The sequence below is a fragment of the Mesorhizobium sp. M6A.T.Cr.TU.017.01.1.1 genome, assembly GCF_004023115.1.
GTDB classification, from domain to species: Bacteria; Pseudomonadota; Alphaproteobacteria; order Rhizobiales; family Rhizobiaceae; genus Mesorhizobium; species Mesorhizobium mediterraneum.
This window is the reverse complement of sequence record NZ_RZTA01000061.1, coordinates 13,861-36,881: the sequence shown is the minus strand read 5'-3', so window position 1 is coordinate 36,881 and position 23,021 is coordinate 13,861. Positions and strand designations below refer to the sequence as shown.

Genomic DNA, 23,021 nt, shown 5'->3' with positions numbered 1-23,021 from the left:
GGGGCGGGGCGGAGGCGAGCTTGCGTCGACATGGCGCAAGGATGCCACGGCGAGGCCGAATCGTCACCATGACCCCAATTGGCGCCTGCGGCTATTTGGCCTTTGCGGCTTGCCGTGCTGGGCCCAGAGTGGGCCCATTTTTCCGTTTTCGCGTCTTGGTTAGTTTCCCGGATTTCAAATAAGCCTTATCTTTCAAGGGCTTATTGGTCGGAGTGGCCGGATTCGAACCGACGACCCCTTGACCCCCAGTCAAGTGCGCTACCGGGCTGCGCTACACTCCGGACCGGTCGCGATGTATCGTGATAACCCGGTTCGGGTCAACCGAATTCGGCGGCCGTCACGCCGATGCCCGGCGTGATGGATTTGAAGTTCCTGCTCTGTTGCATGTCGTCAGCACTCAGGAACTTCAAATCCAGAATCACGCTCGTTTACTCGTATGGTTTGATGCTCTGGCGTCGCTGCTATGAGACGGGTCGATTTTCCGCGGATTGTGTCAGCACGGGTGTATTGATCAGCGCGTTTTCCGGAAGCCTAAGCGCAGAGGCTATTCGTCGAAGCTTCGACGGATCGGCATCCTTGCCGCTCTCGATGTCTGCGATTTCATTGATTGACAGGCCACACGTCAGAGACAGCTCTTCCATGCTGTATCCCCTGGTTTCCCGGATGGTTCTGAGGGCGCTGTGATCAGGCGCAGCTTCGATTGCCGCCAGTTCGGAGAAGGGTTCTTTTTTTGCTATTTGGGACATTGGCAACTCCGTGGTCTGAAAGAGTTTGATCAAATAATGATGTTGCCTGGGACGGTCGCGACAATGCCCGGTCATTAACGATTTGCCAAGCACCAAAGGAACCGTCACGGCATCGTGATGCCGGACCGGCGCGGCCCCGGCATCGGTCTCAGCGGCGCCGGCGCGGGGCGCCATCCCGATCAGGTTCTTCGACTGGCCAATCGTCGAATTCTTCGACTAAGCCGCTCGCTCGTTAGGTGACTGTCGCCGGCACGCCAGTCGTTTTGGAAGGATCGAAACAGCGGCGGGAGCTTGACCCAAGCGCAGAACGCGTCAGCAGCTGCCATTTTTTTGAACTGACGCGTGAACCTTTCCTCTCCGAGCCGCACCAAGACGGCATGGACGCCAAGAAAGGCGCTCCCCAACCGGAAGGACGCCAGGACGGCGATCCTCGATCCAAGAGAAGGAAATGCTCAAATGACCAATATCTCGAACATCAAGCGCCTGTCGCTCGCCGCTGCCATCGTCGTCTCGGCCTTCAGCTCGATTTCCGTTCCGAACTCGGCCTTCGCCGACGGCACGCATCCGAGCGGCGGCGGCGCGGTTTGTAAGGGCGCGGGTCATTGCCTGGTGCTGCAGCTCGACTGCAAGGGCACATACACGGATGCCACCGATTCCAACGGCACTGTCTACGGCAAATGCAGCCAGACCGCCCAGGTCAGCCCGAACAACAGGCTCAAGCTCGCGCGCTGATCCACCTCGACGAAAGTGGCGGCTGTCTACGGGATGGCCGCCACTTTCTTTTGCCTCAACGTGCCGATCTCGACGTCGCTCGCGACGTTTTCTGCTGTCGGCTGAGGAGCAGGCTGGCGACGAGGCCGACCACAACCAGCCCGACAGCGGCCGCTGTCGCCGGGTGCTCGCGGGCTGACTTTTCTATCACCCTGCTTTGCCTCCTGATCACAGGCAGCGCCTCGCTGAAGCGCTCGGCAAGATCCGAATAATAGTCCGACGCTGTGTCACGCCCGTCCTCGTAGTAGGCGCTGCCCCGCCTGGACACGGCTTTCCTCAGCGCCGCCAGTTCCCTGGAGAGGGCCGCGACCTGCTTTTCAAGGTCGATGTCGGAGAGGGTCGAAAATGATACCATGATATGCTTCCTTCCTTTCCGGGAGGAACGCATGATTCCGGAAGCAGTTCCGGTTCTGCCGGCGATCGATCGGCTCTTAGCGCACCTGATCGAGCAGGCGCTTGCACTCCAGAAGGTCGAACAGTGCTTCCTGCAGCAAAGCGCGATTGTCGCGCGAGAGTTTCGACGTGCCCGGCTGCACCGGACCTTCGTCGTCGGTTTTGCCCAGACCGAAAAAGCGCCGGCTGGGTTTCACCTTGGGCTCGCCGACCAGCATCTCATCATCGGCGCCGCGCGGCTGGGCCGCCGGCGTCAGCGGCACCGCATCGGCCTGCCGGCGTTGCGAGATCGCCTCGACGGCCGCCATGTCGCCATTGCCGATGGCGACCAGGAAGTGGTTGCCGTTCTCGCGCAGCAGCTTCTGCACGCCCTTGATCGTATAGCCCTGGTCGTAGAGCATATGGCGGATGCCCTTGATCAGTTCGACATCCTGCGGCCGGTAGTAGCGGCGGCCGCCGCCGCGTTTCATCGGCTTGATCTGGTTGAAACGCGTTTCCCAGAAACGCAGCACGTGCTGCGGCAGGTCGAGATCTTCTGCGACCTCACTGATGGTGCGGAAAGCATCGGGGCTCTTGTCCATGGGCGAAATCCTCACGCTGGAGCATGATCCCGAAAGGTGGGAATCGGTTTTCGGGCAAGATCATGCTCAACAAAGAACCATTCCAATCCGGCTTGTTCTGCCGAATCGGGCCTTATTTCAGCGGTTTATGAAACAATATTCAAGCCCGGCGTAAAAGCGGGCGATCGTTTTCAACCGGGCTTTGAAGCGCAGGCGCTATTTGCTGCCCTTGGCCTTGCTGTTCTGATGGGCGCGCAGGATGCGGTTCTTCAGCACATTCGATGATTTGAAGGTCATCACGCGGCGCGGCAGGATTGGCACTTCCTCGCCGGTTTTGGGATTGCGCCCGATGCGCTCGTTCTTGGAGCGGACATGGAACGTCGCGAACGACGACAATTTCACCGTCTCACCGCGAACGATCGCTTCGCAAATCTCATCCAGAACCGCTTCGACGAGCTCGGCCGATTCAGTACGCGACAAGCCGACCTTGCGATAAACGGCTTCAGCAAGATCGGCGCGCGTAAGTGTCTTTCCCCCCATGCGAACCGTCCCATCAGCTCAAAAATATAAATCGATACAAGCAAAGATAGAGCCTAAGTAATTGATCCGGCAAGGTCAAGGACCGAACCTGTCAGTTCGGCAAACTTACCAGCGAACCAAAACCGCGCCCCAGGTGAAGCCTCCGCCCATCGCCTCGATCAGCACCAGGTCACCCTTCTTGATGCGGCCGTCGGCGACGGCCACCGACAGAGCCAGCGGCACGGAAGCAGCCGAGGTGTTGCCGTGCAGATCGACCGTGACCACCACCTTTTGCTCTGCTATCCCGAGCTTTTTGGCGGAAGCGTCGATAATTCGTTTGTTGGCCTGATGCGGCACGAACCAGTCGAGATCCTCAGCGGTGATGCCGGCCTGTGCGAACGTCGCCTCGATGACGTCGGTGATCATGCCGACCGCGTGCTTGAACACCTCGCGGCCCTCCATCCTGAGATGGCCCACCGTTCCGGTGGTCGATGGTCCACCGTCGACGAACAGCTTGTCCTTGTGGGCCCCGTCGGAGCGCAGGCTGGCCGCCAGCACGCCGTGGTCAGCAATGCTGCCCGCCCCCTCTCCTGCTTCCAGCACCATCGCGCCGGCGCCGTCGCCGAACAGGACGCAGGTCGAGCGGTCGCTCCAGTCGAGGATGCGCGAGAAGGTTTCCGAGCCGATCACCAGCACGCGTTTTGCCAGGCCGCCACGGATATAGAGGTCGGCGGTCGTCACCGCGTAGACGAAGCCCGAGCATACCGCCTGCATGTCGAAGGCGAAGCCGTGATGCATGCCGAGCCGGTTCTGGATCTCGACAGCGGTCGCCGGAAAGGTGTTGTTGGGCGTCGACGTCGCCAGCACGATCAAGTCGATATCGGCTGGCGTCAGGCCGGCATTGGCCAGCGCCGCGCGCGCCGCCGCCTCGCCCAGTGAAGCCGTCGTCTCGTCGTCGGCCGCGATATGGCGCTGGCGGATGCCGGTGCGCTGGGCGATCCATTCGTCAGACGTCTCGACCATGCCTTCGAAATCGGCATTCTTCATAATGCGGCGGGGCAGCGCGGCGCCTGTGCCGCGCACGACTGATCTGATCAAGGCTCTTTCCTATTCCTCTGCGTCGGCAACGACGTCGGATTTCCTAGATGTCTGGGCATGCGGATTGCGCGCATGGAACAGGTCGAGGTCGGCTTCGATGCGATCGAGCAGATTGTTGCGCACCATGTCGTAGCCAAGCTCGATCGCCGCCGCAAAGCCGTCCGAATCGGCCCCGCCATGGCTTTTCACCACGATGCCGTTCAGCCCCAGGAAAACACCGCCATTGGAGCGGCCGACATCCATCTTCTCGCGCAGGCGATCGAAGGCGCCCTTGGCGAACATATAGCCAATCCTAGCCATCAGCGTCCGGTTCATCGCCGCGCGCAGGTAACCGGCGATCTGTCGTACCGTTCCTTCCGCCGTCTTCAGCGCGATATTGCCGGCAAATCCTTCGGTGACGACCACGTCGACCGTGCCCTTGCCGATGTCGTCGCCCTCGACGAAGCCATGGTAGTTCATCGAGGCCATGTTGGCTTCGCGCAACATGCGGCCCGCCTCCTTGACCTCTTCCTGGCCCTTGATCTCCTCGACGCCGACATTGAGCAGGCCGACGCTCGGCCGTTCGATGCCGAAAACCGAGCGCGCCATGCCGGTGCCCAGAATGGCAAAATCAACCAGTTGATGCGCATCCGCGCCGATGGTGGCGCCGACATCCAGCACCACGCTTTCGCCGCGCAATGTCGGCCAGAGCGCCGCGATCGCCGGGCGGTCGATGGTCGCCATGGTGCGAAGGCAGAACCTCGACATCGCCATCAACGCGCCGGTGTTGCCGGCCGAGATGCAGGCGTCGGCGGTGCCTGCCTTGACCGCCTCGACGGCTTTCCACATCGACGACTTCCAGCGGCCATGGCGCAGCGCCTGGCTCGGCTTGTCGTCCATCCTGACTGCTATCTCGCAATGGATGAACTCGCTCACTTCCGCCAGCTTGGGGAATTTTGCGAGCTCGGGGCGCACCGCCTCCTCGCGACCATAGATGACGAAACGGATGTCGGGACGCCGGGTCGCGACCGTCATGAGCGCCGGGATGACCACGCTTGGTCCGTGATCGCCGCCCATGGCATCGATGGAAATCCTGATCACGCGGTATTCATCTCACAGTTTGCTTGAGCGAGCGCCTGGCGCTGGCAATGGTTTGGGGCTCGCGAAGGTTCGGCGAAAATAGCGTTTTTGGGCTGCCGCACAACCGGCTTTCTCCGATTGGGTCGGCTTTTCAGGATTTTCCCAGCAGGGAACGCAGCTTTTGCTGGAATTCGCTTTCCTCAGTCCCGGCATCGTCGGCAGCCTCCATCGAAACGCCTTGCTTGCGCGGATAGGGATCGATCGCCAGTCCAAAGAACTGCTCGGCAAGCGCCCCGACATCAATCGTATTGCCGGAAAACGTCTCCGGGCTGTCCGGCCCTTCGGCATCGAGCAGTATCTCGCCGCCGCCCTCGAAACCCTGCCGCCCGAGCTTGGACTGCTCCGGCAGAAACAACCCGTCGACCGCCTCGTCGATATGCGCCGCGACCGGGTCGAGGGTGACGATGCAGGCCTGGGTGATGTCGGCCTCGACGCGGCCGCTAACCTTGACGCCGTTGCGCTTCCATGGCGTCACTAGGAGTTCGGCGCGGTAGTTCTCGACCGAGAGCAGCTCGTGCTCGCCCGCCAGCGCGGCGCGTTGCGCGGCGTGGGCCTCGATCACCACCGGCAGCCCCTTTTGCGGCAGCCGGGCGACATTGGCCAGGAAGGACACAGGGCTCTGGGAATCGGCGTGTTTCATCTTTTCCTTAGATAGTCTTGGGGACGGGGAATGCCACCGTGCCGGAAACAATCGATTCGGTCGGCTGTTCCGCGAGTCGCCTGGAGACATCGGCGACGTAGCCGGCCAGATCCGTTGCTTGCGGCCAGGCGCCGGCATCGGGCCTGACATTGCGGGCAAGGGCAATAGAAAGTGCGTCGTGGTCATTTCGCTCCAGCGCATCGTCATAAGCGGCGGTGCGGCCGTAGAACATCTTCGCCAGTTTCTTCATGCGCTTCGGCACACCGACGTCGCCGACGCCCAGTTCCCGCAGCGAATGCTCGACATCCATGAAGAACTCGTCGATCAGCACCTGCGCGACCTCCCCGGCAACGCCGCCCTCGCCGCGCAGCCGGTGCTGAAACAGGAACATGTGCAGCGACAGCATCTCGAAGCGGCCAAGCGGCGTGTCCGGTACATTCCAGTCGGAATAAAACACGGTTTGCCGCGCCGCTGCCACGATTTGTGCGTAAAGCGCCTCGGTGATAGCGCGGTTGGCGTGACGTTCGCGACCAAAAAGGCGCTGGAACATTGAGGGTGGTCTCCCGGGGACCGTTTGTTGAATTGGCCTTGTTGCATCGGCGAGCAAGCTGGTTTACCGGTTTTGCGGCCCAGCGCAAGTTGCGGCCAGCTAATGGAGTTGTAGTTGCGCGCGCTGAAATTCAAGTCGACTTTTCTGCCCAGGCCCGCTTTGTCCAGGTCCGCCGGCGCAATCTCGCTGCTGGTGCTCGCTTCGGCGCTTTCCGCCTGCAACTCGTCGAAGATGATCGGTGATCTCAATCCGAGCGAGACGCTGACGCAGGGCTACGTCATCGACCAGCAGGCGATCGACCTGGTGCCGGTCGGCTCGAGCCGCGAACAGGTGCTTCTGGCGCTCGGCACGCCATCGACGAAGGCGACTTTCGACAACGAGGCCTTCTACTACATCTCACAGACGCGCAAGCGTTACGTCGCCTTCGACAAGCCGAGGCTGGTCGACCAGAAGGTGCTGGCCGTCTATTTCGGCGAGGACGGGCGCGTTACCCAGATCGCCAATTACGGCTTGAAGGACGGCAAGGTGTTCGACTTCATCTCGCGGACCACGCCGACCGGCGGCAAGGATCAGAACTTCCTCAGCCAGATCATCAACGGCGCCAGCAAGCTGGCGCCCGGCCTACCCGGCGGTAGCGGCGGCATGCCCGGCGGCTGATTCCTTTCGGCCTTTCTTCCTCTCTTTTGCTTCCTTGGAAGCAGCAACATCTCAGGCGACAGAAAACCCGCGGGAGCGATCCTGCGGGTTTTCGTTTTGAGGCAGCAGCCATTGTCGCAGGCCACGCGAAACATTCAAAAATGAAAAACCCGCGGGATCGCTCCCGCGGGTTCGGTCTGGATTTCGGCCCTGGGGCTAGAGCGGTTCATCGTTTCACGGAAACGCCGAACCGCTCTATCTCTTTGTTTTTGCGCAATTCCGGACGGAAAACCGCTTCACACTTTTCCTGGAATTGCTCTGAGCGGCCTCAGCCGTGCGCGAGCACCGCCAGCAGCAGCAGGGCGACGATGTTGGTGATCTTGATCGCCGGGTTGACCGCCGGGCCGGCGGTGTCCTTGTAAGGATCGCCGACCGTATCGCCGGTCACCGAGGCCTTGTGCGCCTCGGAGCCCTTGAGATGCTTGACGCCGTTCTTGTCGGTGAAGCCGTCCTCGAACGATTTTTTCGCATTGTCCCAGGCGCCGCCGCCAGAGGTCATCGAGATGGCGACGAACAGCCCGTTGACGATGACGCCGAGCAGCGACGCGCCGAGCGCTGCAAAGGCGGACGCCTTCGAGCCCGAGATCAGCAGCACGCCGAAATAGACGACCAGCGGCGCGAGCACCGGCAGCAGCGACGGAATGATCATTTCCCGGATCGCCGCCTTGGTCAGAAGGTCGACCGCACGCGCATAGTTCGGCTTCGACGTGCCGGCCATGATGCCCGGATCCTCGCGGAACTGCTTGCGCACCTCCTCGACGATGGCGCCTGCCGCGCGGCCGACCGCCGTCATGGCGATGCCGCCGAACAGATAGGGGATTAGGCCGCCGAAGATCAGGCCGGCGACGACGTAAGGGTTGGAGAGGTCGAAGGAGACTTCGCCCATGCCCTGGAAGTAAGGATATTTGTCGCCATTGGCGGCAAAGAACTTCAGGTCATTAGAGTAGGCCGCGAACAGCACCAGCGCGCCGAGACCGGCCGAACCGATGGCGTACCCCTTGGTCACCGCCTTGGTGGTGTTGCCGACAGCGTCGAGCGCATCGGTGGATTGGCGCACTTCCTTGGGCAAGCCGGCCATCTCGGCAATGCCGCCGGCATTGTCGGTGACCGGGCCGAAGGCGTCGAGCGCGACGATCATGCCGGCGAGGCCGAGCATCGTGGTGACCGCGATCGCCGTGCCGTAGAGGCCGGCGAGCTGGTAGGTCGATATGATGCCGCCGACGATGACGATCGCCGGAAGCGCCGTCGATTCCAGCGAGACCGCAAGGCCCTGGATGACGTTGGTGCCGTGACCGGTGACCGAAGCCTGGGCAATGGAGTTCACCGGGCGCTTGTCGGTGCCGGTGTAGTATTCGGTGATCACCACGATGAGGCCGGTCACCAGAAGGCCGATCAGGCCGCAGATGAACAGGTTCCTGCCGGTGATGGCCATGCCGGCGACCGTGCCGATCTCGCCCCAGCCCAGTGTTACCGAGGTGGCGACGCCGAGGCCGATAATGGACAGCAGGCCGGTGACGATCAGGCCCTTGTAGAGCGCGCCCATGATCGAGCCGTTGGAGCCGAGCTTGACGAAGAAAGTGCCGACGATGGAAGTCAGGATGCAGGCGCCGCAGATGGCCAGCGGATAGAGCATCGTGGCGCCGAGTACGGCGGTGCCGCCGAAGAAGATTGCGGCGAGTACCATGGTGGCGACCACCGTCACCGCATAGGTCTCGAACAGGTCGGCGGCCATGCCGGCGCAGTCGCCGACATTATCGCCGACGTTGTCGGCGATGGTGGCCGGATTGCGCGGATCGTCTTCGGGAATGCCGGCTTCGACTTTGCCGACGAGATCGCCGCCGACGTCGGCGCCCTTGGTGAAGATGCCGCCGCCGAGACGGGCGAAGATCGAGATCAGCGAGGCGCCGAAGCCGAGCGAAACCAGCGAGTCGATGACGACACGGTCGTTGGGCTGAAGGCCCATGAAGTGGGTGAGGATCAGGTAGTAGATCGAGACGCCGAGCAGCGCTAGGCCCGCGACCAGCATGCCGGTGATGGCGCCCGACTTGAAGGCGATCTCGAGGCCGGCAGCGAGGCTGTTGGAAGCCGCCTGCGCGGTGCGCACATTGGCGCGCACCGAGACGTGCATGCCGATGAAGCCAGCGGCGCCCGACAAAACGGCGCCGATCAGGAAGCCGATGGCGGCGGTGATCGAAAGCAGCCACCAGGCGAGCAGCAGGACCACGACACCGACGATGGCGATGGTGGTGTACTGGCGCGCCAGATAGGCCTGGGCGCCTTCGCGGATGGCCGCGGAAATTTCCTGCATGCGTGCATTGCCCTGATCGGCCGCGAGGACCGAACGTGTCGCCCAGATGGCGTAAAGGACTGAAAGCAGACCGCAGGCGATGACAGCTGAAATTATGGTCATTGCCGGATTTTCCTCGATTGATGACCCAAAAGAACCCCTCCCTGGGCCGTTGAGACAGGGAGCGGATTCCGCGCGCGGAATCCGCTCCCTTCGCACCGGCTTATGCGAAACAGGGCAGTGAACGTCAAGATATTGTTCGGTTTTTGCCCGGCTTTCGCCCAAAAGCTATGGGCGGCGACACGCCCGTCGGCGCCGCCGCCCGATTAGATCGATTGAAATCGGCTGGCGGGCGTCAGTCTTTGCGCAGGTCGCCGTCCGGCTGGACGCGAAGATCAGCACCGCCAGCATGGTCATGTAGAACATGAAAGCCTTTTGCTGGCCGTTCCAGACGCTGGACAGTATGATTTCGCCATCGTCCGCCGCCGCTGGATTTCGGGCGAGACGGGCACCACGCTCGAGGTGACGCTCGATCACCCGGCGCGTTCGGGCGGACACTGAAGCGAACGACCCTCGCCCAAGGCGCTACGCCGTCCCCTGGCCCATGCGGCGCGCGGTGTAGCGCTCGATCGCCGACAGCCCGTCATAGATCAGCACAGCAAGGGCGGCGACGATCAGGCCGCCTTGCAGGATGAAGGCGAGGTTGTTCGACAACAGACCGGCGATGATCACCTCGCCCAGCGTCCTGGCCGCCACGGTCGAGCCGATTGTCGCGGTGGCGAGGCTGATGACCACCGACAGCCGGATGCCGCCGAGAATGATCGGCGCGCTGAGCGGCAGCTCGACCTTGACCAGCCTTTGCCAGCCGGTCATGCCGGCGCCGCGCGCCGCCTCGACCACGTTGACAGGCAGCGTCGTCAGCCCGGTCAGCGCGTTCTCGAAGATCGGCAGCAGGCCGTAGAGAAACAGCGCGATCAGCGTCGGCTTCTCGCCGAAGCCGACGGCCGGCACGGCAAGCGCCAGCACCGCCACCGGCGGAAAGGTCTGGCCGATATTGACCAGGCTGCGCGACAGCGGCAGGAATTCGACGCCGGCTGGCCTGGTGACCAGGATGGCGAGCGCCACAGCAACGATGGTCGCGGCCACCGTGGCGATCAGCACGGTCCTCAGATGCAGCAGCGTCAGCGACAGCAGGCTTCCCTGGTTGTAGATCACTGGCGCGTTGTTCTCGGTAAGCGGCTTCAGCAGCGGCTCGAACCAATCGGGATTGGTCACGAAGGCAATGAGCAAGACCACCAGGACAAGCCTGAGCAGCGATGGAAGCCAAGCTTTTAAGCCAGCCTCTTTCATGCCGGCCTCGCCGCGCGCTTCACCAATCCGTCCACCGTCACGCGGCCGAGCGGCTTGCCGTCGGCGCCTTTCACCGGCAGCGCCGGGCGGCCCGACCAGAGCAGCTCAGCCAGCGCATCGCGCTGGCTGGCGTCGCCGGGGATCGCCTCGCCCTCGGCGCCGCCCTTCTCGACGGCGTCGCGCACGCGGCCGAGCGACAGCAGCCTGAACGGTTTTTCGCTGGCACCGACCAAGCTCTCGACGAAAGCGCTGGCCGGCCTCGCCAGGATCTCGGCGGGCTTGGCATATTGCACCAGCTTGCCGGCATCCATCACCGCGATCTTGTCGCCCATATGCACCGCCTCTTCCATGTCATGGGTGACGAGGATGATGGTGGTGCCGAAGCGCTTCTGGATCGCCAGAAGATCCTCCTGCGCCTTGTTGCGGATGATCGGGTCGAGCGCGCCGAACGGCTCGTCCATCAACAGCACGTTAGGCTCCGCGGCAAGGGCGCGGGCGACGCCGACGCGCTGCTGCTGACCGCCGGAGAGCTCGTGCGGATAACGTGGCCCGAACGCCTGGGGATCGAGCTGGTAGAGCGTCATCAACTCGTCGACACGGGCCTTGATGCGGGCCTTGTCCCAGCCGAGCAGCACCGGCACGGTGGCGATGTTCTGCGCCACCGTGCGATGCGGAAACAGCCCGTGGCCCTGGATGGCGTAGCCGATGCTGCGGCGCAGCTCATAGCCGGGCAGCGAGCGGTTGTCGGCGCCGTCGAGCTTGATCACGCCCGCGGTCGGCTCGACCAGCCGGTTGATCATGCGAAGCAGCGTCGTCTTGCCGGAACCGGAAGTGCCGACGATGACGGCGATGGTGCGCGGCTCGATCACCATCGACACGTCGTCGACCACCGTTGTCGCATCATAGCGCTTGGTAATGCCTTCGATCTCGATCATGCCGGTTGTGCCTCGCGTCTCTTGGTGGAGGTCATCTCGATCACCGCGTCGAGGATGATGGCGGCGGCAAAGGCGAGCGCCACCGTCGGTATGGCGCCGAGCAGCACCAGGTCCATCGCCGTCTGGCCAACGCCCTGGAACACGAACACGCCAAAGCCGCCGCCGCCGATCAGCGCGGCAATGGTGGCAAGGCCGATGTTCTGGACCAGCACGATGCGGATGCCGGTGAGGATCACCGGGAAAGCCAGCGGAAATTCGACGCCGAACAGGCGCTGGCGCTCGGTCATGCCCATGCCGCGCGCGGCGTCGTTGGCGGCGCGCGGCACGCCGGCAAGACCGACCACGGTGTTGGCCACCACCGGCAGCAGCGAATAGAGGAACAGGGCGACGAAGGCGGGCGCGGTGCCGATGCCGCGAATGCCGAGGGAGGCAGCGCCGGGCACATGCGTCGCGACCCAGCCGAGCGGCGCGATCAGCAGGCCGAACAGCGCGATCGAGGGAATGGTCTGGATGATGTTCAGCACGTTGAGCACGCCGGCCCGCAATTTCTCGACGCGGTGGCAGAGAATGCCGAGCGGCAGGCCTGCGATCACCGCCGCCGCCAGCGACCCCAGCGCCAGCGTCACATGCTTGGAGCCTTCCGCCCAGAAACTGTCGGCACGGTTGGCATATTCCTTGAGGATCGACAGGCTGTTCCAGCTTCCCGAGACCAGCAGCAGGCCGATCGCCGCTGTCGCGACGACGAGCACGCCGATCCGCGCCCCTGGCGACAGGTTCAGCCTTGTCAGCACATCGGCGAGCAAAAGCGTAAAGGCGAAGATGAGCAGCCAGAAACCCGAGGCCGGCGAGATGCGGGCAAAGGTGTTGCCCTCAGGCGTCAGGAAGCTGCCGGCGACCCCGATCAGCAGCGCCAGTGCTGCAAGCGCGGCCACACTTGCGGCAAGGCGCAGGATCAGCGGTGTCTTCAACAGCGCGATGACCGCCGCGATAAGCACGATTGCCAGCAGCAGCGGGCCTGTCACCGCAGGCAGAGCGTCGAGGATCGAGCGTGCCTCGCCTGGCACGATGCGGTTGGCGCGGAAGGTGGCGAAGGGCGCCGCGAAAGCAGCATAGGCAACGATCACGGCGATGACCACGCCGAGCTTGTCGAAGCGGATGGTCATGACGTACCTATGCGATGGCGGCGACTTGAGGACCTGACGTCAGGACCGTCGTGCTCCGTCGCGCCCCCCTCTGTCCTGCCGGACATCTCCCCCACTTGGGGGGAGATCGGCAGCTTCATTGCCGCCGATCCATCTTCCCCGTTGGCGATTGGCGGAAGCCGAGCGTGCATCCAATCTCCCCCCGTGTGGGGGAGATGGCCGGCAGGCCAGAGGGGGGCGCCTCGCACCGGCGTCATTTTCCAAACGGGCTGACTAGTTCAGAAACCCGTTCTTCTTCAAAAAATCTTCGGCGACGCCCTTGGCCGGCTCGCCGCCGACCTGCACGCGGCCGTTCAGTTCCTGCAGGGTGACGAGATCGAGCTTGGCGAAGACCGGCTTCAGCAGCGTCTCGATCTCGGGATGCTCCTTCAGCACCGCCTCGCGGATGATCGGCGCCGGCTGGTAGACCGGCTGCACGCCCTTGTCGTCGTCGAGCACGACCAGGCCGGACGGCGCGATGCCGCCATCGGTGCCGTAGACCATGGCGGCGTTGGCACCGTTGGTCTGGTTCGCCGCAGCGGCGATGGTCGCCGCCGTATCGCCGCCGGACAGCGTGATCAGCTGGTCCGGCTTCAGGGTGAAACCATAAGTGGTCTGGAAGGCCGGCAGCGCGGCGGCCGAATTGACGAACTCGGCCGAGGCCGCCAGCACCACCTGGCCGCCGCCGGAGACATATTTGCCGAAGTCGGACAGCGTCGCCAGCTTGTTTGTGTCGGCGACATCCTTGCGCAGTGCGATCGCCCAGGTGTTGTTGGCCGGCGATGGCGACAGCCAGACGATCTTGTTGGCGTCGTAGTCGAGCTTCTTGGCCGTCTCATAGGCTTTCGCCGCATCCTTCCACACGGGATCGTCGGCCTTTTCGAAGAAGAAGGCGGCGTTGCCGGTGTATTCCGGATAGATGTCGATCTCGCCGGCGGTGATCGCCTTGCGCACCACAGGGGTGCCGCCGAGCTGGATGCGATCGGTGGTCTGGATGTTGTTGGCGTTCAGCACCAGCTGGATGATATTGCCGAGCACGCCGCCTTCGGTGTCGATCTTCGACGACACGACCACTTGAGCGCTCGCCGAGGCCGCGGTGATGCCGAGCGCCAGTGCCGCGCCGGCCAGAACCTTGACTGAAAACATTTCACAAATCCCTTGCTGAGAACCGGATTACGGCTGCCGCATATGAGCATGGCTTCAATGCCTCGTCGGGGTACACGGTTTCATAAGAGGGGGGATGGGCGCAATAATTTTGTTCGGATGCGGGTGAATCCGCTGCTGCCTCGTCCCGACAGCGTCATGTCACTACAGCGCCGCGCGTCCGTTTGGACGCGCAAGGACGCTGTAGCACTTTTGATTTTGCGCATGATCCTTTCCGAACCTTCGGTTCGGGGTCATGCGCTGGTCTGCCGCGCGCTCGTCATCTTCAATGCGCCCAGAGCCACGAAGCACAGCACGACGACAGGGAAGATGATCCAGTTGAGCATTTCCCAGCCCCAGGCATTGTAGACCGCACCCGACATCAGCGAAGCAAAGGCGACGGAGCCGAACAGGACGAAGTCGTGAAAACCCTGGACCTTGCCTTTCTCGGACGGCCGATAGCTGTCGGCCACCATGGCGGTGGCGCCGATGAAGCCGAAATTCCAGCCGAGGCCGAGCAGGATCAGCGCCGTCCAGAACTGCCACAGCGCCAAGCCCGACAGCGCCACCACGGCGCAGCCGATCAGCAACACCAGTCCGGCCGCCACGATCCGCTCGGCGCCGAAGCGGTGGATCAGCGACCCGGTGAAGAAGCTCGGCGCAAACATCGCCATGACATGCCAGGAAATACCGAGCGTGGCATCGTCCGTCGACAGGCCGCAGCCGACCATGGCCAGCGGCGCGCCGGTCATGACGAAGCTCATCAGCGCGTAGCTGCCGACGGCACAAAACAGCGCCGCAACGAAACGCGGCCTGGTGACGATCTCGGAGAGCGGCCGCGCGTCGCTGTCGGCGATCTCCACTTTGCCAGTTGCCTTGGCCGGAATGCGCAGCAAAGAGAGAATGGCGGCGCCGACCGCGGCCAGCACCAGGATGGATGCAAACGAGCCGGCAAACATCACCGGCGAGAACAGATCGCGGGTGAAGATGACGATCTGCGGCCCGAGTATGGCGGTGACGACGCCGCCGGCCAGCACGAAGGAGATGGCGCGCGCCTTGAACTCCGGCGTCGCATTGTCGGCGGCAGCGAAACGGAACTGCTGGACGAAGGCACCGCCCACCCCGATCACAGCCAGTCCGAAGGCGAACAGCCAGAAGTTGGGGTGGAACAGCGCCAGTGTGGCGACCAGTCCACCCAGCGCAGTGATAATCGTGCCGGCCATGAAACCGTCGCGCTGGCCGAGCCAGCGGATGATGGCTGCCGCCGGCAGGGAACCGAGCGCCACGCCGACGTTGAAGCCCGTGACCGGCGCCGTCGCCAGCGACTTGTCCGCATCGAGCAGATGTTGTCCGGCCAGCGCACCCAGGGAAATGGCGATAGGCGCGGCCGAGCCGATGATGGCCTGCGAGGCCGCAAGGATGAACGCGGTTCGACGCGCTTCCCTACCAGCCTCGGCGATAGCAATGGCCGTCATGAAGCGTCCTTGCCACGCCCCTCGCCGCGCACCCGGCGCGACACGCGATCGAGCACCGCGTTGACCAGCTTCGGCTCGTCTTCTTCGTAAAACGCCTTGGCGATATCGACATATTCCGAAACGATGACAGCCACCGGCACGTCCTCTCGCTTCATCAGCTCGTAGACCCCGGCGCGCAATATGGCGCGCAGCGTCGAATCGAGCCTGGACAATGGCCAGTCCTCGGTCAGCGCCTGGCGGATGATCGGGTCGATGGTCTTCTGGTTCTCGACGACGCCGGCGAGGATGGCGCGAAACCATTGCGCGTCGGCCTCGCGATACAGGGCGCCGTCGACCTCCTTGCCGAGCCTGAACGCCTCGTATTCGGCGGTGATCTCGAAGACGCCGCTGCCGGCCACATCCATCTGGTAGAGCGCCTGCACGGCGGCCAGACGGGCAGCACCGCGCTTGTTGGCGTGGCGTGCCGCGGGCTGGCCGGGTGATGCGGGTTCGCTCACGATCGCTCTCCCAACTGTTGCTTGAGGGCAATCATAGTCAGCGCCGCACGCGCGGCAAAGCCGCCCTTGTCGCCTTCCGAGCGTTTGGCCCGCGTCCAGGCCTGCTCGTCGTTTTCGGTGGTCAGGATGCCGTTGCCGATGCAGACCGCTTCCTGCACGGAGAGATCCATCAGGGCACGGCTCGATTCATTGGCGACGATGTCGAAATGATAGGTGTCACCGCGCACGACGGTGCCGAGGGCGACAAAACCGTCATAGCTTGGCCCGCCTTCGGCGGCGCCGTCGAGCGCGAAAGAAATCACCGCGGGAATCTCGAGCGAGCCCGGAACGGTGACGACATCGTATGTCGCGCCCGCTTCATCGAGCGCGGTTGTCGCGCCTTCGAGCAGCGCGTCGGCAAGATCGTCATGGAAGCGCGCCTCGATGACAAGAAGGTGGGCCTTCTTCTTCGGGCGAATGAACGCTTTGCCGTGTTGGGATGTGCCAGCCATAGATGTCTCCGGGATCGCCGGTGACTTAGGCCGAAGCCGGTTTGATCGCAAGCGAAGATGTTGGAATGTTGCTAGGCGCTCGGCTATTCCTGCCGTGCCGGAGGCAAGTCTTTCGGCCCGACAAATTCAGAGCCCGCCTCCCGAGAGCAAGTAGCCCGCCGATATCTGCGCACCGTGTCGCGCAAACGATCGTTGACCGGCTGCGGCTTGAGAAGAGCATCCACGAAAACCTGGCGGTCCCGATCAGATAGCTGCAAAGGTCGGCATTCAAGCGAAGTCATAGCCGTTCCGTTCTCCTGACGACTGTCTACCGCTATCGCTCGGGGTTGCGAAGAAATTTCTAAAGCCCCTCTTTCGCCGCCTCCACTAGCCGCGCCGCATAGCGGGCCATGGTGTCGATCTCTAAGTTGACTCGGTCACCGACCTGGCGTTCGCCCCAGGTTGTCACCGTCAGCGAGTGATGGATCAGCAGCACGTCGAAGCGGGTGCCCTCGACCTTGTTGACGGTGAGCGAGGTGCCGTCGAGCGCGACGGAGCCCTTGGGCGCGATGAATTTGGCCAGGTCGCGCGGCGCTTCCAGCGTGAAGCGCACGGCATCGCCTTCCTCCTTGCGCGCCACGATCTCGGCCGTGCCGTCGACATGACCTGATACAATGTGGCCGCCAAGCTCGTCGCCGATCTTCAGCGCTCGCTCCAGATTGATCCTCGTGCCGGATTTCCAGGCCATGGCTGTCGTCAGCCTGAGTGCTTCTTCCCAGGCCTCAACCTCGAACCAGCGCGCGTTGGCGCCGCTTTCCGGCAGCCCCGTCACCGTCAGGCAGACGCCGCCGCAAGAAATCGAAGCACCGATGGCGATCGTCTCAGGGTCATAAGCGGTGTCTATACGCAAGCCGACCCCTTCCCTCAGCGGCTTGACGGCAGCGACGGTGCCGACATCGGTGACAATCCCGGTAAACATCAAAAATCCCTTATCCACTCGGCGTAGCTGTCTTCGCCGAAACGCATGTCGCGCAACTTGCGAAATCCTGCTGGGATATGGCTGGCGTCGATGGGCGATGCAATGCCGCGCTTACCGATCGGCTCCGGCCCCTGGAACAGCACGATGCGGTCGACCAGCCCTTCGGCGAGGAAGGCTTTGGCCACCTTGGCGCCGCCCTCGACCAGCACGCTCGCCATGCCGAGCGCGGCCAGATCCTCGAGCAGTTCCGGCAGCGCAATATTGCCTTCATACGTCTCGGTACCGATGAAGCGCACGCCGGCGCGTTCGAGCGCGGCACGCCGCTGCGGATCGGCTTCGGCCCAGGCGGCGACATAGAGCGGAACCCGGTCGACGCCGGCGACCAGTTTCGACGTTTCCGGCAGCCTGATCTGGCGGTCGAGCACGATGCGCGCCGGCGAACGGTTTTCCAGCCCCGGCAACCGCACCGTAAGCGCCGGATCGTCCTCCAGCGCCGTGCCGATGCCGATCAATATGCCGTCGGCTTCGGCCCGCATCAGATAGACTTCGCGCCGAGCGATGTTGCCGGTAATCGAGACCTGCCCCTCGCCTTCCATGCCAATCTTTCCGTCGCTGGAAAGTGCAAGTTTCAGAATCACTTCCGGGCGCTTCTTGAGAGATCGAATGAGATAGCCGGCCATCTGCTCGGCGGCTTCTGCCACCAACACCTTTTCGACCACCTCGACACCGGCGGCACGCAAGATCGCATAGCCCTTGCCGGACACGCGTGGATCTGGGTCGCTCGCAGCACCAACCACCCGCGCGACGCCGGCATTGACCAGCGCATTGGCGCAAGGCGGCGTGCTGCCGTGATGGGCGCAGGGCTCCAGGGTGACATAGGCGGTGGCACCGCGGGCCAGCTCGCCGGCCTCGGCCAGCGCTTCGGTTTCGGCATGCGGCCGGCCACCGACAGCGGTGACACCGGTGCCGACGATCATCGGCCCGGTGCCGTCGTCGCGCACGATCAGCGTGCCGACCGAAGGGTTGGTCGAGGTCCGCCCGGCGTTTTTCCGCGACAGCCTGAGTGCCGCCGCCATGAAGCGGCGATCAAGAACCTCTTGTTCGGTTTGACTGCGCCCGGGCCTTGCCATGCTCAGCCGGCGTCCTCTTCCTTGAGCTCGTCACCCTTGAGCTCGTCGCCCTTCAGTTCGCCCAGGACGTCGTGGAAATCCTTGGCCTCGCGGAAATTGCGATAGACCGAGGCGAAGCGGACATAAGCGACGTCGTCGAGCGACTTCAGCGCCTCCATCACCAGGCGGCCGACCTCGCCCGAGGCGACCTCGGTCTCACCCGAGCTTTCGAGCTGGCGCACGATGCCGGTCACCGCGCGGTCGATGCGCTCGGGATCGACATTGCGCTTGCGCACCGCGATCTCGACCGAGCGCAGCAGCTTGTCGCGGTCGAACGGCACCTTGCGTCCGGACTTCTTCACCACCACGAGGTCGCGTAACTGCACGCGCTCGAAGGTGGTGAAGCGACCGCCGCAATCGGGGCAGACGCGCCGCCTGCGGATCGCCGCGCCATCTTCGGCGGGGCGCGAATCCTTCACCTGCGTATCTTCGGACTGGCAGTAGGGACAGCGCATGGAGAGCCTTGTGTTCGCGATTCTCGTGGAGCGAAAGGCTTAGAGGTTTTTGTCGGGATGGCAAAGCACCGGGGATGGCCTCTCGCGCCTCAGAGATAGCGAGGCGCGAGGAAAATTGCCAGCATCATGCCAGACAGCAACGCCGGCCGATTACGGCGCGACGTCACCGGTCGGGAATTCACAGGATACGCCGAGGCTGCGATAGGCCTTGGTGAAGCCGTCCATCGATACGGTTGCGACTGGGTTGTCGGCGAAGACGATATCGAGTGCGCCGGCGCGGCGCATGGCACGCAGCAGCGCCAGACTGGTCTCAGTCTTGTTGTTCAACATCCATTTCCCGCCGGCAAGAGCATTGACGGTCGCCTTGACCTTGCCGTTGCTGTCGCCGAACACCGCCGGAATGTTCTCGCCGGTGGGCAAGTCCTTGTTTTTCATGGCGATGACAAGGGTCGGATAGCCATCGGGCGGCAATACATCACCGTTCGAGATGGCGAGCGTGAGAGTGCCGCTGGTGCCGCTCGCGTCGAGAAAGGCGGTCGAGGCGACGCAGGTCTTGCGCAGATCCTCACCGGTATCGATCTCGTCCACGGTGGTGGACCATTTGCCGAAGGTTTCCGTCTTCGGTGCGGCTGGGGTCGGCGCGGACTGTGCCAAGGCGACGGACAGCGGCAAGATGGTCAATGTGGCCAACACGCCAAGCGCGCCAAAGCCAGCGACACGGAAAATCTGCATCATCGTCAGGGCTCCTGTCCGGACTCCGTCCCCGCTGGAACGGTGCTTCTCCTACGGCCGATAAGGGATGACAGTTTGCGTGGGCTCAGCCGAGATATGGATAGAGCGGAAAGCGGTCCGTCAACGCGGCCACCTTCGCCTTCACCGCGGCCTCGACGGCCGCATTGCCCTCGTCGGAATTTGCGGCCTTGAGCCCGTCCAGCACCTCGGCGATCAGCTTGCCGATCTCGCGAAACTCGGCCTGGCCAAAACCGCGCGTGGTGCCGGCCGGCGTGCCGAGGCGCACACCCGAGGTGACGAACGGCTTCTCGGGATCGAACGGGATGCCGTTCTTGTTGCAGGTGATGTTGGCGCGGCCAAGCGCTGCCTCGGCACGCTTGCCGGTGGCGTTCTTCGGACGCAGGTCGACCAGCATCAGATGGTTGTCGGTGCCGCCGGAGACGATGTCGAGACCGGTTTCCTGCAGGCTGGAGGCGAGCGCCTTGGCATTGGCGGCGACGCTCTCGGCATAGAGTTTGAAGCTTGGCTTCAGCGCTTCGCCGAAGGCCACCGCCTTGGCGGCGATGACATGCATCAGCGGGCCACCCTGCAGGCCCGGAAACACCGCCGAATTCATCTTCTTGGCGATGTCCTCGTCGTTGCACAGGATCATGCCGCCGCGTGGGCCACGCAGCGACTTGTGCGTGGTTGTGGTGACCACATGGGCGTATGGCAGCGGCGACGGATGCACGCCACCGGCGACCAGGCCGGCAATATGCGCCATGTCGACCATCAGATAGGCGCCGATCGAATCGGCGATCTCGCGAAAGCGCTTCCAGTCCCAGACGCGCGAATAGGCGGTTCCGCCAGCCAGGATCAGCTTCGGCTTCGTCTCATGGGCGGTCTTCTCGATCGCATCCATGTCAAGCAGATGATCGTCCCTGCGCACGCCGTAGGAAACGACCTTGAACCATTTGCCGCTCATATTGACCGGCGAGCCGTGCGTCAGGTGGCCACCGGAATTGAGGTCGAGGCCCATGAAGGTGTCGCCGGGCTGCAGCAGCGCCAGGAACACCGCCTGATTCATCTGGCTGCCGGAATTCGGCTGGACGTTGGCGAAGTTGCAGCCGAAGAGTTTTTTCGCGCGCTCGATGGCCAGTTCCTCGGCCACGTCGACGAATTGGCAGCCGCCATAGTAGCGCTTGCCCGGATAGCCCTCAGCATACTTGTTGGTCATGATCGACCCTTGCGCCTCCAGCACGGCACGGGAGACGATGTTTTCCGAAGCGATCAGCTCGATCTCGTGGCGCTGGCGGCCAAGTTCATTGCGGATCGCGCCGAAAATCTCCGGATCGGCATCGGCAAGCGTGGTTTCGAAGAAGGATTCGAATTTGTTCGACACTGCCGCTGCTGTTGCCATGCTTGAGATCCTTGTCGTCCGGGGGGGTCTGCCGCGCCATTAACACAGTTGCTTCCGCCCCGCCACGTTTGAGGCGCGAAATTTGCTGGCCGGATTGCGGCAGCAAGGTGAAGAGCCGGCTATTTCCTCGCCTCACGGCCCTTCAGCAAGGCTTCGGTAAGCGTGATCTCGGTCAACAGCGCCTGCATCGTATGGTCGTTGATCTCACGGCTGCGAAACATGGCGCGCACGGCCGCGCGCTCGGCCTCGATGCCGGCAAGCCTCATTTCGAGCTCGAGCCGTCCGGCTTCGCGGGCCTCGGTGCGGGCTTCATCGGCCTCGTCGGAGGCGGCGATGCGACGCCGATAACCGGCGACGATGCTGTCGGCAGCGGCAAGCCGGGCACCGGGCACCTCGCCTTCGTCCCCGTCTTGTGCCCCCGCGATGCTCTCGATGCGGGCGATCGCCGCCTTGGCCGCGCCGACACGCGCCAGGCGTTCCTCGGCAGCACCGGGATGCTCGCCCGGCTCGACCAGCCCGCGCGCTATCTTCGGCAAGGCAAGGCTGGCGATGACAAGCGAACAGATGATGACGCCCGCGGCGAGGAAGATCACCACATCGCGCGCCGGAAACGGCGAGCCGTCCGGCATTGCGAGCGGCAGCGACAGGATGCCGGCCAGCGTGATGGCGCCGCGCACGCCCGCCACCGAGCCGGCGAGCCGCACGCGCAGGCCGAACGTCTCGGCCTTGCGCTTGCCAAATCGCGCGGCAAGGCGTGCCGCGATGTCACCGATCCAGATCCACAGGAAGCGCAGCGCGATCAGGCATAGGGTAAGGATCAGCACAGTCAGGATCGGCTCGATCAGCCAATGCCGGCTGCTCAGCTCAGGCGGCACATGGCGGATGATGTCGGGAAGCTGCAGGCCGAGCAGGATGAACAGCGCACCGTTGAAGACGAAGGACAGCGTCGTCCACAGCGATATGGTCTGCATGCGCGCCGATACCCCGAGATAGCGGAATATGCCGGACCCACTGGTGAGCACACCGGCGGTGACGGCGGCGAGGATTCCGGACGCACCGGCATGCTCGGCGCCGAGATAGGCAATGAAGGGGATCAGGATCATCACCAGCACCTGTGCCTCGGCCGGCACACCGCCGATGCGGTTAAGCAATTGCAGCGCCTTGGCGGCGGCGAACACCGCCACCACACCGGCCAGGATGCCGGCAGCAACGGCGTAGAGGAAACTCAGCGAAGCGGCGGCGAAGGAAAAGCTGCCGGTCAGCACTGCCGCCACGGCGAAGCGGAACATGACGAGGCCAGACGCGTCGTTGAGCAGCGACTCGCCTTCCAGAATGTGCATCAGCCGCGCCGGAACCACGTTCTTGTCGACGATCGAGGACACCGCCACCGCGTCGGTCGGCGACAGCACCGCGGCGAGCGCGAAGGCGACGACCAGCGGGATGCTCGGCACCAGCCAATGCAAGGCATAGCCGAAGCCGACGATTGTGAAGAAGACGAGCCCGATGGCAAGGTCGAGGATCGGGCCGCGCAGCGCCAGCAACTCGCGCTTCGGTGCAGTGACGGCATCGCTGAACAGCAGCGGCGGGATGAACACCAGAAGGAACAGCTCGGGATCGATCTCGATATGGACGCCGCGCACCGGCCAGGCGAGTGCAGCACCTATGGCAATCTGCAGCACCGGCAACGGCACCCGCACCAGCCGGACCAGCGCGCCCGAAACCGCGACGAAGCCGAGCACGACCAGGATGAAGATGGCAACTTGCATGGCCCTGTACCGAACGGCGCTTTCCGGACCCAGCGCAAAGCGCGCCCTCCAGCCGGATACAAAAAGGCCGCCCTCAGCGGCGGCCTTTCAG

Annotated in this window: 26 protein-coding genes and 1 tRNA gene; 3 read left to right on the top strand and 24 right to left on the bottom strand. The window is 63.6% G+C overall.

Features of this window, described 5'->3' with window-relative positions:
* Positions 1-204: 204 nt before the first annotated feature.
* Positions 205-281, bottom strand: a tRNA-Pro gene (locus EOB36_RS19705).
* Between the two features lie 180 nt (positions 282-461).
* On the bottom strand, positions 462-746 hold the full coding sequence (locus EOB36_RS19700) for a helix-turn-helix transcriptional regulator (RefSeq protein ID WP_126107521.1): 285 nt from the start codon (positions 744-746) through the stop codon (positions 462-464).
* A gap of 456 nt (positions 747-1,202) precedes the next feature.
* Between EOB36_RS19700 and EOB36_RS19695 the strand changes: the two genes are divergently transcribed.
* A complete protein-coding gene (locus EOB36_RS19695; protein ID WP_128285499.1) occupies positions 1,203-1,478 on the top strand; it encodes a hypothetical protein in 276 nt (91 codons plus the stop codon).
* A gap of 55 nt (positions 1,479-1,533) precedes the next feature.
* Here EOB36_RS19695 and EOB36_RS19690 read toward each other — a convergent pair whose 3' ends face one another.
* From EOB36_RS19690 to EOB36_RS19660, 7 genes are all read right to left on the bottom strand, one after another.
* Positions 1,534-1,872, bottom strand: coding sequence for a hypothetical protein (locus EOB36_RS19690; protein ID WP_127290701.1), 339 nt, complete (start codon positions 1,870-1,872; stop codon positions 1,534-1,536).
* Between the two features lie 76 nt (positions 1,873-1,948).
* Positions 1,949-2,491 (bottom strand): MerR family transcriptional regulator, encoded by a 543-nt coding sequence (locus tag EOB36_RS19685; protein ID WP_095485784.1) that lies wholly within the window; start codon positions 2,489-2,491, stop codon positions 1,949-1,951.
* 195 nt (positions 2,492-2,686) lie between these two features.
* On the bottom strand, positions 2,687-3,010 hold the full coding sequence (locus EOB36_RS19680) for an integration host factor subunit alpha (RefSeq protein ID WP_095485783.1): 324 nt from the start codon (positions 3,008-3,010) through the stop codon (positions 2,687-2,689).
* 105 nt (positions 3,011-3,115) lie between these two features.
* A complete protein-coding gene (locus EOB36_RS19675) occupies positions 3,116-4,087 on the bottom strand; it encodes a beta-ketoacyl-ACP synthase III (RefSeq protein WP_095485782.1) in 972 nt (323 codons plus the stop codon).
* Between the two features lie 9 nt (positions 4,088-4,096).
* The gene (gene plsX / locus EOB36_RS19670; RefSeq protein ID WP_095485781.1) at positions 4,097-5,167 is read right to left on the bottom strand and encodes a phosphate acyltransferase PlsX; all 1,071 of its coding nucleotides are present in this window, start codon (positions 5,165-5,167) and stop codon (positions 4,097-4,099) included.
* Between the two features lie 130 nt (positions 5,168-5,297).
* Positions 5,298-5,846, bottom strand: coding sequence for a YceD family protein (locus EOB36_RS19665; RefSeq protein WP_128285498.1), 549 nt, complete (start codon positions 5,844-5,846; stop codon positions 5,298-5,300).
* 7 nt (positions 5,847-5,853) lie between these two features.
* Positions 5,854-6,396: a ubiquinol-cytochrome C chaperone family protein gene (locus tag EOB36_RS19660; RefSeq protein WP_095485779.1), complete on the bottom strand. Its 543-nt coding sequence runs from the start codon at positions 6,394-6,396 to the stop codon at positions 5,854-5,856.
* Between the two features lie 114 nt (positions 6,397-6,510).
* On the opposite strand from EOB36_RS19660, the gene EOB36_RS19655 reads away from it, so the two are divergent.
* Positions 6,511-7,053 (top strand): outer membrane protein assembly factor BamE, encoded by a 543-nt coding sequence (locus EOB36_RS19655; RefSeq protein WP_126106893.1) that lies wholly within the window; start codon positions 6,511-6,513, stop codon positions 7,051-7,053.
* A 307-nt stretch (positions 7,054-7,360) separates the two neighbouring features.
* Here the strand turns inward: EOB36_RS19655 and EOB36_RS19650 are convergent, their stop codons facing one another.
* Complete coding sequence (locus EOB36_RS19650) at positions 7,361-9,502, bottom strand: sodium-translocating pyrophosphatase (protein ID WP_095485777.1); 2,142 nt, start codon at positions 9,500-9,502, stop codon at positions 7,361-7,363.
* Positions 9,503-9,814: 312 nt separating this feature from the next.
* Here EOB36_RS19650 and EOB36_RS35775 point away from each other — a divergent pair, with 312 nt between their 5' ends.
* Positions 9,815-9,940: a hypothetical protein gene (locus EOB36_RS35775; protein ID WP_281035494.1), complete on the top strand. Its 126-nt coding sequence runs from the start codon at positions 9,815-9,817 to the stop codon at positions 9,938-9,940.
* Positions 9,941-9,964: 24 nt separating this feature from the next.
* Here EOB36_RS35775 and EOB36_RS19640 read toward each other — a convergent pair whose 3' ends face one another.
* The 14 genes from EOB36_RS19640 to EOB36_RS19570 all read right to left on the bottom strand — a co-directional run bounded on the left by EOB36_RS19640 (position 9,965) and on the right by EOB36_RS19570 (position 22,930).
* A complete protein-coding gene (locus EOB36_RS19640) occupies positions 9,965-10,729 on the bottom strand; it encodes an ABC transporter permease (RefSeq protein WP_095485775.1) in 765 nt (254 codons plus the stop codon).
* Positions 10,726-11,664 carry an ABC transporter ATP-binding protein gene (locus tag EOB36_RS19635; RefSeq protein WP_095485774.1) on the bottom strand — a complete coding sequence of 313 codons (939 nt, stop codon included), beginning with the start codon at positions 11,662-11,664 and terminating at the stop codon, positions 10,726-10,728. The genes EOB36_RS19640 and EOB36_RS19635 overlap by 4 nt, the downstream gene beginning before the upstream one ends.
* Complete coding sequence (locus EOB36_RS19630; RefSeq protein ID WP_128285497.1) at positions 11,661-12,827, bottom strand: ABC transporter permease; 1,167 nt, start codon at positions 12,825-12,827, stop codon at positions 11,661-11,663. Before EOB36_RS19630 ends, EOB36_RS19635 begins: the two co-directional genes overlap by 4 nt.
* A gap of 252 nt (positions 12,828-13,079) precedes the next feature.
* On the bottom strand, positions 13,080-13,991 hold the full coding sequence (locus EOB36_RS19620) for an ABC transporter substrate-binding protein (RefSeq protein ID WP_128285496.1): 912 nt from the start codon (positions 13,989-13,991) through the stop codon (positions 13,080-13,082).
* 251 nt (positions 13,992-14,242) lie between these two features.
* The gene (locus EOB36_RS19615) at positions 14,243-15,463 is read right to left on the bottom strand and encodes an MFS transporter (protein ID WP_095485770.1); all 1,221 of its coding nucleotides are present in this window, start codon (positions 15,461-15,463) and stop codon (positions 14,243-14,245) included.
* Positions 15,460-15,960 carry a transcription antitermination factor NusB gene (gene nusB, locus EOB36_RS19610; protein WP_095485769.1) on the bottom strand — a complete coding sequence of 167 codons (501 nt, stop codon included), beginning with the start codon at positions 15,958-15,960 and terminating at the stop codon, positions 15,460-15,462. Before nusB ends, EOB36_RS19615 begins: the two co-directional genes overlap by 4 nt.
* A complete protein-coding gene (ribH, locus tag EOB36_RS19605; protein ID WP_127290691.1) occupies positions 15,957-16,451 on the bottom strand; it encodes a 6,7-dimethyl-8-ribityllumazine synthase in 495 nt (164 codons plus the stop codon). Before ribH ends, nusB begins: the two co-directional genes overlap by 4 nt.
* Before the next feature lie 83 nt (positions 16,452-16,534).
* Positions 16,535-16,732: a DUF1778 domain-containing protein gene (locus EOB36_RS35985; RefSeq protein ID WP_126106898.1), complete on the bottom strand. Its 198-nt coding sequence runs from the start codon at positions 16,730-16,732 to the stop codon at positions 16,535-16,537.
* 59 nt (positions 16,733-16,791) lie between these two features.
* The gene (locus tag EOB36_RS19595; protein ID WP_128285495.1) at positions 16,792-17,409 is read right to left on the bottom strand and encodes a riboflavin synthase; all 618 of its coding nucleotides are present in this window, start codon (positions 17,407-17,409) and stop codon (positions 16,792-16,794) included.
* On the bottom strand, positions 17,409-18,539 hold the full coding sequence (ribD, locus tag EOB36_RS19590; RefSeq protein ID WP_128285494.1) for a bifunctional diaminohydroxyphosphoribosylaminopyrimidine deaminase/5-amino-6-(5-phosphoribosylamino)uracil reductase RibD: 1,131 nt from the start codon (positions 18,537-18,539) through the stop codon (positions 17,409-17,411). Before ribD ends, EOB36_RS19595 begins: the two co-directional genes overlap by 1 nt.
* A gap of 2 nt (positions 18,540-18,541) precedes the next feature.
* Positions 18,542-19,033: a transcriptional regulator NrdR gene (nrdR, locus tag EOB36_RS19585; RefSeq protein ID WP_095485765.1), complete on the bottom strand. Its 492-nt coding sequence runs from the start codon at positions 19,031-19,033 to the stop codon at positions 18,542-18,544.
* Positions 19,034-19,183: 150 nt separating this feature from the next.
* A complete protein-coding gene (locus tag EOB36_RS19580; RefSeq protein WP_128285500.1) occupies positions 19,184-19,765 on the bottom strand; it encodes a hypothetical protein in 582 nt (193 codons plus the stop codon).
* An 85-nt stretch (positions 19,766-19,850) separates the two neighbouring features.
* On the bottom strand, positions 19,851-21,164 hold the full coding sequence (glyA, locus tag EOB36_RS19575) for a serine hydroxymethyltransferase (protein ID WP_029353390.1): 1,314 nt from the start codon (positions 21,162-21,164) through the stop codon (positions 19,851-19,853).
* 119 nt (positions 21,165-21,283) lie between these two features.
* Entirely contained in the window at positions 21,284-22,930 is a 1,647-nt protein-coding gene (locus EOB36_RS19570) for a Na+/H+ antiporter (RefSeq protein ID WP_128285493.1), read from the bottom strand.
* Positions 22,931-23,021 lie beyond the last annotated feature (91 nt).

Coding starts and splice junctions, on each gene's coding strand:
- EOB36_RS19700 (WP_126107521.1), bottom strand. CDS start 746: ATGTCCCAAATAGCAAAAAAAGAACCCTTCTCCGAACTGGCGGCAATC.
- EOB36_RS19695 (WP_128285499.1), top strand. CDS start 1,203: ATGACCAATATCTCGAACATCAAGCGCCTGTCGCTCGCCGCTGCCATC.
- EOB36_RS19690 (WP_127290701.1), bottom strand. CDS start 1,872: ATGGTATCATTTTCGACCCTCTCCGACATCGACCTTGAAAAGCAGGTC.
- EOB36_RS19685 (WP_095485784.1), bottom strand. CDS start 2,491: ATGGACAAGAGCCCCGATGCTTTCCGCACCATCAGTGAGGTCGCAGAA.
- EOB36_RS19680 (WP_095485783.1), bottom strand. CDS start 3,010: ATGGGGGGAAAGACACTTACGCGCGCCGATCTTGCTGAAGCCGTTTAT.
- EOB36_RS19665 (WP_128285498.1), bottom strand. CDS start 5,846: ATGAAACACGCCGATTCCCAGAGCCCTGTGTCCTTCCTGGCCAATGTC.
- EOB36_RS19660 (WP_095485779.1), bottom strand. CDS start 6,396: ATGTTCCAGCGCCTTTTTGGTCGCGAACGTCACGCCAACCGCGCTATC.
- EOB36_RS19650 (WP_095485777.1), bottom strand. CDS start 9,502: ATGACCATAATTTCAGCTGTCATCGCCTGCGGTCTGCTTTCAGTCCTT.
- EOB36_RS19640 (WP_095485775.1), bottom strand. CDS start 10,729: ATGAAAGAGGCTGGCTTAAAAGCTTGGCTTCCATCGCTGCTCAGGCTT.
- EOB36_RS19635 (WP_095485774.1), bottom strand. CDS start 11,664: ATGATCGAGATCGAAGGCATTACCAAGCGCTATGATGCGACAACGGTG.
- EOB36_RS19630 (WP_128285497.1), bottom strand. CDS start 12,827: ATGACCATCCGCTTCGACAAGCTCGGCGTGGTCATCGCCGTGATCGTT.
- EOB36_RS19620 (WP_128285496.1), bottom strand. CDS start 13,991: ATGTTTTCAGTCAAGGTTCTGGCCGGCGCGGCACTGGCGCTCGGCATC.
- EOB36_RS19615 (WP_095485770.1), bottom strand. CDS start 15,463: ATGACGGCCATTGCTATCGCCGAGGCTGGTAGGGAAGCGCGTCGAACC.
- ribH (WP_127290691.1), bottom strand. CDS start 16,451: ATGGCTGGCACATCCCAACACGGCAAAGCGTTCATTCGCCCGAAGAAG.
- EOB36_RS35985 (WP_126106898.1), bottom strand. CDS start 16,732: ATGACTTCGCTTGAATGCCGACCTTTGCAGCTATCTGATCGGGACCGC.
- EOB36_RS19595 (WP_128285495.1), bottom strand. CDS start 17,409: ATGTTTACCGGGATTGTCACCGATGTCGGCACCGTCGCTGCCGTCAAG.
- ribD (WP_128285494.1), bottom strand. CDS start 18,539: ATGGCAAGGCCCGGGCGCAGTCAAACCGAACAAGAGGTTCTTGATCGC.
- nrdR (WP_095485765.1), bottom strand. CDS start 19,033: ATGCGCTGTCCCTACTGCCAGTCCGAAGATACGCAGGTGAAGGATTCG.
- EOB36_RS19580 (WP_128285500.1), bottom strand. CDS start 19,765: ATGCAGATTTTCCGTGTCGCTGGCTTTGGCGCGCTTGGCGTGTTGGCC.
- glyA (WP_029353390.1), bottom strand. CDS start 21,164: ATGGCAACAGCAGCGGCAGTGTCGAACAAATTCGAATCCTTCTTCGAA.
- EOB36_RS19570 (WP_128285493.1), bottom strand. CDS start 22,930: ATGCAAGTTGCCATCTTCATCCTGGTCGTGCTCGGCTTCGTCGCGGTT.